Raw genomic sequence first — 13,290 nt, 5'->3', positions numbered from 1 at the left:
AACCCTTCCGACTGGGTGGGACGAGGCTCCGCCTCTGACAGGTGAAACAGTCCCGATCTGTCATATCGCGCTGATTCTCATCAGCCGTGGAAGTGTTGCCGCACGGGCCTGATCACCTTGCGCCAGCGACCCCAGGGATTCATCGAGGCTGCGATCATCGCCGCATGTCACACGATTCTGACGCGCGGTGGGGCAGTGTTGTCCCGCGCGTGGTGTTGATGACTGTCCAGCTCGCCACTGAGCTGCTGGCACGGGAGAACTTCAACCGCCGACTGAACCGCGGTCACGTGGCCACGCTGGCGGCGAGCATGGGGCGCGGGCACTGGCAGCTCACTCACCAGGGGATCGCGCTCGACGGCCCGCTGGCGACGGGCTCGGTCATCGACGGCCAGCACCGGTTGCGTGCCGTGGTGGAGGCGGGCGTCTCCGTCCCCATGCTGATCTTCGAGAACATGCCCCGTGAGACGTTCCGGGTGCTGGACACCGGGCAGCGACGCACCGCCGCCGATGCGCTGTCCCTGAACGGTGAGGACAACGCACAGCTCCTCGCCTCAACCGTCCGTCACGTCTTCCTCTACCTGAATCTTCCACTGGGCGAGTGGACCGGGCCCAAGGCACGGATGACCAACGACCAGATCATCGAGGCCCTGGCGAAGGACCCGGACGGCTACCGGGACGCCGCCGCGATCGGACGCGTGCTCGGCCCGAAGCTCCTGATGATCCCGACTGCCGCAGCCGTGGGTCACTACGTGACGGTAGATGGAAGCACTCCGCGGATGCGGGTCGAAGAATGGCTCTCCGGTCTCACTTCGGGCGCCAATCTGGCGATGGAAGATCCACGACTCGCGCTCCGCGATGCGATCACCCGTTCCCGTGGCCGCTCCAGTCAGCGACGACGTTCGACACGGACTCAGGCGGGCCTCTACGTGAAGGCATGGAACCACTGGATCAAGGGAGACGAGGTGCCCAAATTGACCATGCCGAAGAAACAGAAGCTGCCGAGCCCCTTCCGGATCGGGCCTGCGTCCGAGGAGCAGAGCGAGTAGCCGGGTACTCAGACGTCGCTCCGATCCAACCTGTAGCTCTGTGGTCGGGAGGCATCCGCTGTGTCCTCGGCCGGTCGGAAGGTGGTCGCGGTGGAGAGCCGGTTAGCGATGTCCCGTTTGAGCACGGGCCACCCCGGATCTTCCGGGCCCTGGCCGAGCACGAGACCGCTCAGCAGGTCGTGGTCCGTGGCATCCAGCCGGATGCACGTACGTCCGTCATCGAGGCGCTGTGTCCACTCGGAGCGATGGGCGCATACGCGCAGCGAGCGCTCGTGGAACTCGTAACCGAGGCCGCGTAGCCACCAGACGACCGTGCTGAGCGGCAGCGGCCACGGAGCGCAGTGCAGCGTCAGCCTGGCGGCCTGTTCCAGCGTGCGTGGGCCTGGCAGTGGGCCGTGCCGATAGAGCCCGTACCGTCCGGGTCCCGCCCAGCAGAAGCGTGGGTCCCGGTAGAGGAAGGCCGAGGCGGTGCGGGTGGAGACTTCCTTGCCGTACTGCTCGTGCACGTGCCGGACGAGCTGGGTCACGGTCCGGGGCCGGCCGGCCGTGCACGCGGCGGTGTACAACAGGTCGGCGTTACGAGGGCTCGCCGGCCCGGCGCAGCCGCACCCGTCCGACTCCCACGGGCTCAGTGTGGCTCCGCAGCGGGAACACGGGGGCTCTCGTCGTCCGCCTGCCGGCTCCGGGCGCCGCCAGGCGTCGTACCGCTCGCGCACCAGGGAGTCCAGCGTGTAGGGGGTCATGCGTCGTGCCAGTCGATGCTGTCCGCGACGGTCGCCAGGTGCGACTGGCGGGGCTGGTGCGGGACCGACGACTCGAGGAATCTCTGCACATCGGAGGTGCCGATCCGTGGCAGGTTCGCCGTCGCCGCTGCCGAGATGACCGTGTGCGCCTTGCGCAGGACATCGCGCGGCTTGCGGGTCGAACGGTCGAAGAGACAGGCGATGGCGTCCGGGGTGAAGGGAAACATCTCGTCTCCCTTACGGACCGCCCCGTCTTTCATGGCCGCCGCCAAGTAGGGGCGGAGGAGCTGAGCCGCCTGGGTCGCGTCGCGCAGCGCGGGCAGCTTGACGGTGCTCAGCCTGTTCGCTTCGGTCAGCTCGAACGGCGGCAGATCGGCAAGCGCCCACGCTGTGCCGAGCGCCAGCGAGGAGCGGGGGTGCATGGTCGTCACCAACGTGACCATGTCGGCCATGGGCAACGTCTCGACCAGCACGTCACGGAACTTCTCCACCTCCAGGTTCCGCTTCGCCTTGACCGTCGTCGTACTCGCCAGGTCCTCCAGTTGATCGCAGAAGACCAGTACGTGCTCCAAGCCGGCGGCGGCCGCGAACAGCAGGAACGTCGCCATGTAGGAGGCGCCGTTACGACTGCGCGAGGTCGGGGTGACCAGGCGCAGGTGCTCTGCGGCGGGCTCCCATCCCTCCTCGCACAGCGCGACGACCAGCTTGTCCTCCGGCGGCCCGAGCGTCCGGCCGCGGATCGACCGGTGCTCGTCGGTGACCGCCCCCACGAGATCGCTCAGGTCGTCGCTGCCCACCCTCTCGATGAGCCGGTCCCGCAGGCGTTCGGCCAGTGGCGGTTCGGCACCGTCCGGAGAGTAGGTGACGGCATACTCCACCGCGGTGAACAGCGCCGCTCCGAGTGACCGCACCTTCGCGGTGTCGAAGCTGGTGACCAGACAGCACACCGGCACCTCGGTCGCGTCCTCCTCGTCCAGCCCCATCTCGCGGTAGGCCCAGGCCCCGAAGTCCTTGTTCACCTGCCGGGCCAGATGCTGCATGAGTGCCGACTTCCCGAAGCCGCGCGCGTCGGAATCGGCCGGCACGACTCCGATGGACCAGAGGTAGCCGAACTTCAAGCCGTTGTAGGACATCCCGAGGACGAACTTCTCGATGACTTCCCGAAGTTGCTGAGCGTGCACTCCGGGCTCGTAAAGGTGGCCGTTCTCCCGCTCGTTCTTGCCGCCGACCACGGACATGCCCGTCGAAGGGAAAGGGTTCCCTCGCATTCGCCAGTTCTGTTTGATCCAAACGATTCCGGCTACCGGCTCCCCGATACTCACAGCGTTGCCACCTCCGCAGGGGTTGGCTCCAGGTGCATGACGTGAAACACCCGCGGGCCCGAGGGCGTATGGGAAATCAGCGGGCGGGTGGAACCCGGAGTCCGTGTGCCGGACGCCCCGTCCATATGGATCTGGAAGGGAAGCCCTTCCACCTGGCCCCGGTGGGCGGCGAGCAACGCAGCGTCGAACTCGGCGTCATTGATGCGCTGCTGCCAGCAAGTCGCCGCACGGATACGCCAGATCGCGTAGTAGTCGGTGGTGGCTCCCATGCGCATCGCTTCCTCATGGCAGATGCGCGGCAGCGCGGTCAGCACCGACCGGCGGACGGCCGGTCCGACCGAGCGTTGGAATGTTGCCTCCGCTCCGCTCCCCGTGACGGTTCCCGTCGCCCACAGCCGTAGCGCGGCGGTGCCCGGGGCGTAATAGCTGAAGTTCGTCAGCCCCATGAAGTCACTCCAGTGACGCAGCAGTTCGTGACTGATGTAATCCATGGGACACCCGGCCGCCGTGAAGGCCAGCCGGACGGCCGCCTCCTCGCAGAACGAGACGATGCGCTTACGGGTCAGCGGTGGCGGCGCCTTGGCCGGCTGCCGGCTCGCGCCGCTCAGCCGCTTTTCCTCATCAGCCCGCTGCTGAGCCCTCCAACGCGCGATACGGGTCTCCACCCGCTGGACGGCCAGGGTCACGTAGCCGTCGATCGCGGAGACCACGGCCTCCGGCTCGGCGTCCCAGCCCAGACCGCCTTGGCGGACGCAGTCCACCAGGTGAGCGGCGAACGCGTGCCGGAATTCCTGTCCGGTGCGGTGGGACGCGTCGTCCCAGCGCAGCAGCGGAACGGTCAGGTGGTCCGAGATGCTGTCGGGCCGTGCTCCAACGGCACGCAGGAAGCCCTCGAACTGAGGGTGCGCGGCGAGTAGCTCGCCGAACAGGACGTGGTATCCCACACGTGTGTCGCGCATGACGAGATCGGTCCACGCGCGGCCTGGTTCGGTGAGCTCGAAGACGTCATGGGCGTGCGCGTAGGCCGAGCGAGGTGAGGACGGAAGGATGTGGCGCTCGACCCAGCCCAGTCGCATGAGCTCTTTCAGAACATCGACCGTGTTGTGGACGTAGCGCCGGTGATCAGCGCGAATCGCGGCCCACTTGGCGCCGTTGAACGATCCGTCGTTGTCCCCCTTGCGCGCGATGCGCTCGGCCTGATCGACCATCGCCACCCGGATCTGCTCAAGCGAGTCGCCCCGTGCCACCGCCAGTGCCGCGGTCTCGATGTAGCTGAGCTCCTGAAGGCGGGGAATTCCCGCTCCGCCGACGCTCACGGGCCCGTTTCGCTGTGACTGAGCCGTTCGGATGATGCGGGCATCGCGTGTCCTTTCCTGCGTTGCCCGGGTCTCCCCGCGCAGAGGGGCGAGCGGGCTTCGAGGGAAGCGGTCGCAGACCGGCGAGTGCAGATCCGGCAACTACCCAAACCGGCCAATGGAGGGAATTCGCTCTCATGGGGCATGAAGCCTCTGTCCGGACATTACCGCCTCAGTTGCCCGGCAAAACGGAGTGAAACGCGACCTGTTTGCCTAGAGTCATCGTGTGTTCGGTCGACCGCCGGACCACAGTGCGACCGGTCGTCCGCTGAGGTCAGCATCGGCGGTGGACGCACGCACAGACCACCCGCTTGTGCCTTTCCGGGCATTCCCATGCCTTCTCCTACTGATCAACTCCCCAATCAGCCAGCGCAGTTCCCGTCCCGGCGGGAGCCGAGCATCCCGCAGGAGACGACGTGATCGACCGATCCTCGACCTGGTCCGCCTACGCGGCCCGCACTCCGGAGTCGCCACCCGGACCACAGGCCGCCCCCGCACGCTTCGAGTGGGGCACCCACCCTGGCAGCGGGCCGGGCACGGCCGCGTTCGGCCGGGACCTACGCGGCCAACGGGTCCTCGAACTCGGCTGCGGTCCGGGACACAACGCGGCACACCTGGCGCAGAGGCACGGAGCGAGCGTCGTGGCGATCGACCCGGTGGACCTCCAGATCCGGCGGGCCGTCACCCGGTACGGACACCTGACGGGCACCACGTTTCTGCCCTGTGATGCCCTCCGGTACCTCGGCCATCGAGCGGAGCGGTTCGACGTCGTCTACTCGATCTTCGGTGCCGTGGGCCTCGTCGCTCCCGAGCGGCTACTGCCGGCCATCGCGCGCAACCTGCGCCCGCACGGCCTGCTGATCTTCTCCGTTCCTCATCCGCGCCGTGCCGGGCGTGGAGAGCCCGGCGAGGGCCCGCGATGGGACGCGCTCCGTCTACCCGACGGGACCCGCCGCCGACTGGTGCGCTGGGAACTCGGCGCCCAGGGGTGGAGACACACTCTCCTGCGCCACGGGGTACGTCTGCTGGCCGTGAGGGAGTTGAGCGACCCTCGCTGTGTATGGCCCACGACGCTCATGGTGCGGGCACGCAGGCTCCCCACCTCACAGGACGGCGCCGGACCAGGCTGCTGCAAGGAGTCCGCGAGGAAAGTGCCGTACCCGCCGGGGAAGCCCCCCGTCGACCGCTGTTCACACCGATGAGCGATGGGGGAAAGCGTGGCTGTCGAAGCAACTGGGCCTGCCCTGATCGAGCAAGGGCACTGGCTCACCATGCGGGGCTGCAAGAGGGTGCTGGTCGTGGCGCAGACCGTGACGTTCGCGCAGCGGCTGGAGGAAGTGGTCGGCCTGCTGAAGGCCGACCTCCGTGTTCAGACGGCCTTCACGGTCGGGCCGCCGCATGCCTTCGGCAGTGGAGCCGAGCGGTATTTGGAGAGTTTGGGCATTTCCGTGCTGCCCTGGGAGGAGGCCCGGCGCGCCGAGTTCGACCTGGCGCTGGCCGCGAGTTCGCGCGGCATGCACGAACTCAGCGTCCGGGTCCTGCGTGTGTCGCACGGCGCCGGCCACATCAAGCTGCTCACCGACACCACCACGCTGGCACCGGGTGAGCCCCGCTGGCCGGGAATGCTGAGCCGCCAGCACCTGGTGCACGACGGCCGGGTGACCCCCGCGGCGATCGCGTACGCGCACGACCGCGATCTGAAGGAGCTGAGGGATTCCTGCCCGGAGGCGGTGCCGGTGGCGCACGTCGTGGGTGACCCCTGCGTGGACCGCATCCTCACCGCCAAGCCGTCGCGCGAGCACTACCGGCGATCCCTGGGCCTCAAGACCGGGCAGCGGCTGCTGGTCATCAACTCCACCTGGGGGGAAACCTCCACCCTGGGACGGCTCGATGCCCTGCTGCCGCACCTGTTGAGCCTGCCGCGGGACGACACCTACCGGATCGCTCTGCTGATCCATCCGAACGTGTACGCGGGACACGGGAACTGGCAGGTGCGCGGCTGGCTGGACGCGTGCAGTGCGCGCGGGATCGCGATCGTGCCGCCTGAGGCGGACTGGCAGTCCATCCTGGTGGCCGCCGACTGGATCGTCGGCGACCACGGTTCACTGACCGCCTACGGTGCCCTCACCGAGGCCACCCTCCTGCTCACGCCCGGCCAGAAGCGGGAGGTGGCCGCCACCTCCCCGGCGGCACTGCTGGCCGCCGCCGCACCGGTGCTCTCGCCCGGGCACCCGCTGGCCGAGCAACTGGACTACGCGGCCTGCATGCGCCGGCCCGGACAGTACGACGAGGTGGCCGCCTCGTTGTCATCGGTGCCGGGCCAGTTCCACCGGCTCATGCGATCGCTCCTCTACCGGGTGCTGGGCCTGGGTGAGCCTGCCCATCCGCCGGCAGTCGCCTCCCTGCCGTCACCGCCGCCGCTGGACCGGTGGGCGACGGCCGCTTCGGGCAGGGGAGAGCGGTGGTGAACGGACGGGTCGCGGGTCACGTGCTCGCGGCCTGATCACAGATGCCGCAGCCGGTCGTCCAGGCGTTCCGTGTCCCTGGGGCTCAATCTGCGGAAGAGGTCGCGAGCGGCCGAGTAGCACAGCCTCGCTGTCGTGGGATCGTCCTGCGACTCGGCCGCCGTGCCCAGCCATTCCAGACAGCGCCCCTCCCAGTGCTCCGAGCGTGAGCCCCCGGTACGGAAGTTCGTCAGCGCCTCCCGCAACCGCTGGGTGCCACCCTCATGGTCCAGAGCGAGGACCAGCGCATGGCCGAGAAGAGCAAGCACGCGGGTCGCCTCGTACGCCTCGCCCAGAGCCCTCAGCTCCTCATGCGCACGCCGCAGGTGACGGGCGGCACGAGCGGGGTCGCCCTCGGCCAACGCCGTCTCACCGAGGCGTCGCCGGGAGAGAGCTGCTCCGCGCTGGTAACCGATCGACTCCCTCAAGTGCAAGGCTCGTTCGAAGTGTTCACGGGCGGCGTCGAGGCGGTGGGAGAGGAGAGCCAGGTGCCCGAGTCCGTTGATGGCCTGTGCCTGCTGCCGGGTGTCACCGTCCTGCGTGGCCAGAGTGAGTGCCTGCCGGTACCACCGGCCCGCCTCGACGTACTCACCCGCGTCGCGCAGACCGATCGCGCCGGAGGTGAGCATGCGGCCCCTTCCCTGCCGCGAGTCACTCAGGCGTGCCGCGTCGAGGCCCAGGCGATGAGCCTCCAGCCACATCCCCGACGGACGGAAGCGCAGGAAAAGAGGCCACATCACGTCGGTCAGACGCCAGCATCTCTCGTTCCAGTCGGCGTGGGCACAGTGCCGGACGGCGCCCATCAGTGCGTTCCGGTAGGTGTCCAGCCATGCCAGCGCCTCCTCCGGCCCGTCGAGCGGGGTGGGGGTGGCGTTGAGCAGGGGCTGGTCGTGTCCCGGCAGCCGGTGGCTCGGCACGAGGATTTCCTCGGCCACGGCGGCGGTGGCCAGACACCAGTCGACGAACCGGCTCAGAGCACGGTCACGTTCCTCGGGGCTTTCCTGCTCCGCACCGGTCCGGTGAGCGTGTGACCGGACCAGTGCGTGGAATCCGTACGTCCCCGGGCCCGTCTCCTCGAGGAGGTTCGCCTCTACGAGGGTGTGTACGGCGCTGTCGGCGCGCTGCGCGGACGCGTCCTCGGTGACGGCGGCCAGCACGGAGAGGTCGTACCGGTCCGTGGGCAAGAGCCCCATGCGGCGATAGAGGGCGGCGGCCTCGGGCGGTAGCAGCTCGTAGGACATGTCGAGGGCGGTGCGGATCACCGCCTCGCCGTTCTGAAGAAGAGCGTCGACGGGACCTTCCCCGTGGCCCAGACTGCGGGCCAGCGCGGACACCGAGCGGTGTGGGCGCAGCGCGAGCTGCGCCGATGCGAGGCCGACCGCAAGGGGTAACCGGCCGCACAGCCGGACCACTTCGTGTGCCGCGGCGCGCTCCCGCGCTACGCGTTCCCCGCCGCCCATGGCCAGCAGCTCCAGGGCCGACTCCGTGGCAAGGCCCTCCAGCCGGTGCACGTCCGCGCCCTCGATACGCAGCCCGGTGAGGCTGTTCCTGCTGGTCACCACGGTGAGCCCGGAGGCGGCGCCCACCAGCAGAGGGCGTACCTGTGCCGCTGAGACGGCGTCGTCCAGCAGGACGGCCAGCCGTAGCTCCGAGGTGAGGGAGCGCCACAGAGCGGACCGTTGTGCCGGATCGGCCGGTACGGAGGGGACGCCGAGGGCGGTCAGGAACGCTTCCAGAACCGTGGCCGGGGAAACGGGGCCGTCCACCCCGATCGAGCAGCGTCCGCCGAGGTCCGCGTGGAGAAGGCCGTCGGGGAAGGCACTTTCCAGCGCGTGCAGCCAGTGCGTGGCGAGGGTGGACTTTCCGGCGCCCGCAAGCCCACTGATCACGAGGACCTGCGGGGCGTGGGCGGGATGCCGTGCGCGCAGCTCGTTCAGCGTGCGCAGGTCCTGCGCCCGCCCGACGAAACGCGGGGTGAGTGGTGGCAGTTGTCGCGGTCTCGGTACGGGGGGAGGAGGCGGCAGATGAAAGTGGACGCCCCCGTGGATGTCCCGTGACTGCACGCTGGGTCCGTGGAGTACGGCGCCGCCGCCGATGATGTTGACGGTGCCCGAAGCCGGCGGTGTGACGGGGGTGGCGTGACGGTGCAAGTAGTCGGCCACCGCGCGTGCGGTGTCGGTGTCATGCAGGGTCAGGCCGTGCAACTCGTGAGCGAGCTGACGCCAGGCGTCGGGGCCGAGCCCTTGTGGCGGCCAGAGCCGAGCCAGCCGCCCGTCCGCTCGTCCGGCGGTCCGTACGAGGTCAGCGAGTTCCTGCCATGCGGCGGAGAGGGGCTGGTCGGCACATGCGGTCATGACTGCCAGCAGCGCCTCCGTGCTGTCCGGGTCCGAAGACCGCACGTTCCTTCCCCCCTCTCGGGAGTGTCCTCACCCTGGAGGGTGAATGATTGGAATCACGCTCTTATTGGTCAATCTCGGACTAACGTGGTCAAGCTGTAGTCAGCATAAACAGGTCTATGGCAGTCTCGAAGGTTCCCGGATATCGCCGCTGATCGAAAAGCGCCGCGGAGGACAAGTCCCGGGGCGGGTGAGGAGAGCGCCAGCATGGAACCCATTTCCGCCGGCCTGCTCGTGGCAATTGCCACCGGCGCAGCCGGAGAGGCCGGAAAACAGCTCTGGGAACGCCTTGCGGGAATGATTCGGCGGGCCCCGGCCGGGCCGTCGGAACCGCCCACCGGCGGCACCGAGCTGGTCGCCCTCGCGCAGTCACCCGGTGACAGAGCGCGGGCCCAGGCGTTGAGCGAAACCCTTGCGCGTCGTGCCCAGGGCGACGAAGCCTTCCGGGCCGAACTCGTGCAGTGGCAGCAGCAGGCGCAGAATCTCCGTACCGGAGATGGCGATACACGTAACGTGATCAGAGGCAGTACCCATCACGCACCCGTCCTTCAGGGGCGCGACTTCTCGGGCGTCAATTTCAACCTCCCTGAATAGAGGGCTGGTCAACGCCCCCTTCGAAATACCCCACCACCGCCCCCACCACCCCCCGAGCCGCCCGGGTCAACTGCCGTCGTCGGTGGTGGGCGAGGTGGATCGGGACGTCCGGCAGGGGTGGGCCCGCGACAAGGGTCAGCCGCCCCTCCTCCAGCGCGCGGGACGCGTTCGCGTGGGGGAGGACTGTCAGGCCGAGGCCCGCGGTGACGCAGGAGCGGGCCGCCTCGATGCTGCCGAAGCGGGTCATGCGGGGGTGGGCGCCCGGGACCGCCTGGAGTTGCTCGGCGAGCCAGTCGCTGTAGGAGCAGCCCTGTTCGTGGAGGAAGAAGTCCTCCTCGGCCAGCTCCTCCCAGGTCGCCGGGTGAGTGCGGTCCGCCAGGCGGTGGCCCGGTGCGCACAGCAGGTCCAGCGGCTGGGCGGCGATGCGTTCCGCAGCGATGTCCGCGTGGTCGACACGCTCCTCCAGCAGCAGGGCGAGGTCCAGTTGGCCGGAGCGCAGGCCGGTCAGGGCGGCGGAGGTCCCCCGGGGTTCGAGCTGGACCTCCACCTCGGGGTGGAGTTCGCGCAACGCGGCGACGATGACCGGCAGGTGGGCCGAACACAGGGTCTCGCCCGCGCCCACGACCACCGTCCCGGAGACGGGACCCTCCTCGGCGGCGGACGCGAATAGCCGGGACTCCGCCTCCAGCACCTCCTCGGCCGGCCCGAGCAGCCGCCGCCCGTCCTCGGTGAGCAGCGCCCCCCTGGCCAGCCGGTCGAACAGCCGCGTGCCCAGCGCCTTTTCCAGGGCCTTGATCTGCACGGTCACCGTGGACTGCGCCAGGCGCAGCTCGGTCGCGGCGGCCGTGAAGCTGCCCGTTCTGGCCAGCGTGGCGAAGGTCTGGAGCAGCCGGGTTTCCATGGCGGAAGCCTAGCCAGCCATCGAGAATGCCGATGGCTCGTATGAAAAACTATCGTTGGTATTGATGCCCCCTGCGGCGCCAGCATGAGGGCATGGCTCACACCACGGCAACCGATGTCCTGCGCTACACGGCGTTCACCCCCGACCCCCACGGGGGAAACCCCGCAGGGGTCGTCCTCGACGCGACCGGCCTGGACGAGCGGCGCATGCTCGCCCTCGCCGCCGAGGTCGGCTACTCCGAGACCGCCTTCGTCACCGAGCGGGACGACACCCGGCGCCGGTTCACCCTCCGCTACTTCAGCCCCCTCGCCGAGGTCGCCTTCTGCGGACACGCCACGGTCGCCACCTCGGTGGCCCTCGCCGAGCGCATCGGCGCCGGTGAACTCGTCTTCGACACCCCCGCGGGGGAGATCAGGGTGGAGACGACGGCCGACGAGGACGGCACCGTACGGGCGACCCTCACCAGCGTCCCCACCCGCTCCCGACCGGCCACCGCCCCCGAGCTGACCGCCGCGCTCACCGCCCTGCGCTGGGACGCCGCCGACCTGGACCCGGCCCTGCCGCCGCACGTGGCCTTCGGGGGCAACGACCATCTGATCCTCGCCGCCGCCTCCCGCGCCCGACTGGCCGACCTGGCCTACGACTTCGACGCCCTCGCCACCCTCATGCGCACCCAGGGGTGGACGACCGTCCACCTCGTCTGGCGGGAGAACGAAAGCAGTTACCACGCCCGCGACCCCTTCCCCGTCGGTGGCGTCGTCGAGGACCCGGCCACCGGCGCTGCGGCGGCGGCCTTCGGCGGCTATCTGCGCACCGTCGGCCTGGTGACCGCCCCGAGCACGATCACCATCCGCCAGGGCGAGGACATGGGCCGCCCGAGCGACCTGACCATCGAGGTGGACCCGTACGAGACTCCCGTGAGGGTCACGGGGCAGGCCGTACCGATCGCCGCACCGGCCTCCTGAACCCCGTCCGTAACACCCGGAAATGAGCAGCAATGCCCTATCTGTGTGCTGAACTCGGGCAGTTCGCGTGCAGATTTCGAAACTTCCTGGGCAACCCTTTTCCCCGCGTGTGAGTCAGCTATGCGCAAACGTTGATCCCTGCTGCCCAGAGGTTCGTAATGAAGCTGCGTCGTTCCCTGGCCCTCGCTGCTGCGACGGCCGTCCTTTCTCCCGTCGTGCTCATGACGGCCTCGGTGGCGCAGGCGGCGGACGGTTCGCCGTCGCCCACCCCCACCGGGTCCGCCTCGACCGGTGCGTCCGAGCCCGCGGGTGACGTCACCTCCACCCCGGCCACCAACACCTCCACCCCGGCCGCGGCGAACACCTCCACCCCGCCCGCCGAGACCTCCACCTCGGCCGCGCCCGTCAAGGCCGGCACCTCGTCCTCGGCGCCCGCCTCCACCTCCGCGTCGCCGAGCGCTTCCGCGTCGGCGTCGGCGTCGGCGTCCACCGGTCCGGAGGACTGCGACGACACCGACCCGAAGCTCGACGAGGAGCTCACCACGAGCCTCTCCGGGCTCCCGTCGAAGGTCGTCGCGGGCAGCGGGTTCCACGGCTTCAAGCTCAACGTGAAGAACTCGGGCAAGCACGCCTACAAGCGGGTCGACCTCGGTGTCTTCGCCGCGGCGATGAGCGAGGACGACTTCTCCGACGCCAGCCAGTACCTCACCCTGCAGTACCAGGACCCGACCTCGGGCAAGTGGAACGACATCTCCGTCGACCTCGACGACGACGCCGCCGGCTACCTCGGCTACACCGACGTCAAGGCCAAGGAGTCGTTCTCCATCGACCTGCGCCTGTCGGTCGACAAGAAGGCGCCCGCCGGGTCCGGCTTCGCCCTCAGCATCGGCTCGTACGTGGACGACGAGGGCAACTGCGTCTACGCCTCGGACGACGCCTTCTACGAGTTCGACATCCTGGCCGCCGGTGTCACCCCCGGCCCGGTCGACGACTCCACCCCCAAGCCGCAGGGCGGCAGCAAGCCCCTGCCCACCACCAAGCCCGCCGGCAACACCCAGGTCGTCCCCCAGGGCCACCTCGCCGAGACCGGTTCCAGCTCGGCCCTCCCGGCGATAGCCCTGGCCGGCGGCGCGGCCGTCGCGCTCGGCCTGGGCGCGGTCTTCGTCGTCCGCCGCCGTCGCAACGAGGGCGGGAACGTCGCGGTCTGACCCGACACCCCTGGGAGCCCCTAGGGGCCCTGGGTACCCGCACCACATCGAGCAGGCCCGGACACACCCCGTCCGGGCCTGTTTCGGTACCCCCTCCGACCAAGGTCTGCCCGTTGTTGATCAGTTCTGTCCCCAGGTGCGCTTTTCCGTGCCCTGTGCCGATAAGTTGAGGCGCATGCTGTCACGGGGGTTTTCGCGAATATCCGGCACGACCGCGTCCGCCGTCGTGCGTCGACCACGCAAGAGACTCTGGGCC

At 69.4% G+C, this 13,290-nt stretch carries 11 protein-coding genes; 6 read left to right on the top strand and 5 right to left on the bottom strand.

The genetic code is table 11. The features are described 5' to 3' along the window. Nucleotides 1–218: 218 nt before the first annotated feature. Nucleotides 219–1,046, top strand: a complete 828-nt coding sequence (locus tag ACZ3HQ_RS10455; RefSeq protein ID WP_467509339.1) for a hypothetical protein — start codon at nucleotides 219–221, stop codon at nucleotides 1,044–1,046. Between the two features lie 8 nt (nucleotides 1,047–1,054). Here the strand turns inward: ACZ3HQ_RS10455 and ACZ3HQ_RS10450 are convergent, their stop codons facing one another. The 3 genes from ACZ3HQ_RS10450 to ACZ3HQ_RS10440 form a co-directional block, all read right to left on the bottom strand. Further along, nucleotides 1,055–1,573 (bottom strand): hypothetical protein, encoded by a 519-nt coding sequence (locus tag ACZ3HQ_RS10450; RefSeq protein WP_467509337.1) that lies wholly within the window; start codon nucleotides 1,571–1,573, stop codon nucleotides 1,055–1,057. Nucleotides 1,574–1,785: 212 nt separating this feature from the next. Beyond that, on the bottom strand, nucleotides 1,786–3,027 hold the full coding sequence (locus tag ACZ3HQ_RS10445) for a hypothetical protein (protein ID WP_467509335.1): 1,242 nt from the start codon (nucleotides 3,025–3,027) through the stop codon (nucleotides 1,786–1,788). A gap of 80 nt (nucleotides 3,028–3,107) precedes the next feature. Further along, nucleotides 3,108–4,427, bottom strand: a complete 1,320-nt coding sequence (locus ACZ3HQ_RS10440) for a hypothetical protein (protein WP_467509333.1) — start codon at nucleotides 4,425–4,427, stop codon at nucleotides 3,108–3,110. Nucleotides 4,428–4,882: 455 nt separating this feature from the next. On the opposite strand from ACZ3HQ_RS10440, the gene ACZ3HQ_RS10435 reads away from it, so the two are divergent. Further along, a complete protein-coding gene (locus tag ACZ3HQ_RS10435) occupies nucleotides 4,883–5,668 on the top strand; it encodes a class I SAM-dependent methyltransferase (RefSeq protein ID WP_467509331.1) in 786 nt (261 codons plus the stop codon). A gap of 15 nt (nucleotides 5,669–5,683) precedes the next feature. Continuing rightward, on the top strand, nucleotides 5,684–6,934 hold the full coding sequence (locus ACZ3HQ_RS10430) for a hypothetical protein (protein ID WP_467509329.1): 1,251 nt from the start codon (nucleotides 5,684–5,686) through the stop codon (nucleotides 6,932–6,934). A 35-nt stretch (nucleotides 6,935–6,969) separates the two neighbouring features. On the opposite strand, the gene ACZ3HQ_RS10425 is transcribed toward ACZ3HQ_RS10430, so the two are convergent. Next, a complete protein-coding gene (locus ACZ3HQ_RS10425; protein ID WP_467509327.1) occupies nucleotides 6,970–9,369 on the bottom strand; it encodes a tetratricopeptide repeat protein in 2,400 nt (799 codons plus the stop codon). A 204-nt stretch (nucleotides 9,370–9,573) separates the two neighbouring features. Here ACZ3HQ_RS10425 and ACZ3HQ_RS10420 point away from each other — a divergent pair, with 204 nt between their 5' ends. Then, nucleotides 9,574–9,960, top strand: a complete 387-nt coding sequence (locus tag ACZ3HQ_RS10420; RefSeq protein ID WP_467509325.1) for a hypothetical protein — start codon at nucleotides 9,574–9,576, stop codon at nucleotides 9,958–9,960. Here the strand turns inward: ACZ3HQ_RS10420 and ACZ3HQ_RS10415 are convergent. Next, on the bottom strand, nucleotides 9,944–10,861 hold the full coding sequence (locus ACZ3HQ_RS10415) for a LysR family transcriptional regulator (RefSeq protein ID WP_467509323.1): 918 nt from the start codon (nucleotides 10,859–10,861) through the stop codon (nucleotides 9,944–9,946). The two genes, ACZ3HQ_RS10420 and ACZ3HQ_RS10415, sit on opposite strands and share 17 nt — an antisense overlap. 92 nt (nucleotides 10,862–10,953) lie before the next feature. On the opposite strand from ACZ3HQ_RS10415, the gene ACZ3HQ_RS10410 reads away from it, so the two are divergent. Both ACZ3HQ_RS10410 and ACZ3HQ_RS10405 read left to right on the top strand, forming a co-directional pair. After that, entirely contained in the window at nucleotides 10,954–11,826 is an 873-nt protein-coding gene (locus tag ACZ3HQ_RS10410; RefSeq protein ID WP_467509321.1) for a PhzF family phenazine biosynthesis isomerase, read from the top strand. Between the two features lie 158 nt (nucleotides 11,827–11,984). Then, nucleotides 11,985–13,034: an LAETG motif-containing sortase-dependent surface protein gene (locus ACZ3HQ_RS10405; RefSeq protein WP_467509319.1), complete on the top strand. Its 1,050-nt coding sequence runs from the start codon at nucleotides 11,985–11,987 to the stop codon at nucleotides 13,032–13,034. The last annotated feature ends 256 nt before the right edge of the window (nucleotides 13,035–13,290 follow it).

This window comes from Streptomyces sp. NPDC018263, assembly GCF_055562575.1.
This window is presented reverse-complemented; position numbering and strand designations above follow the sequence as displayed.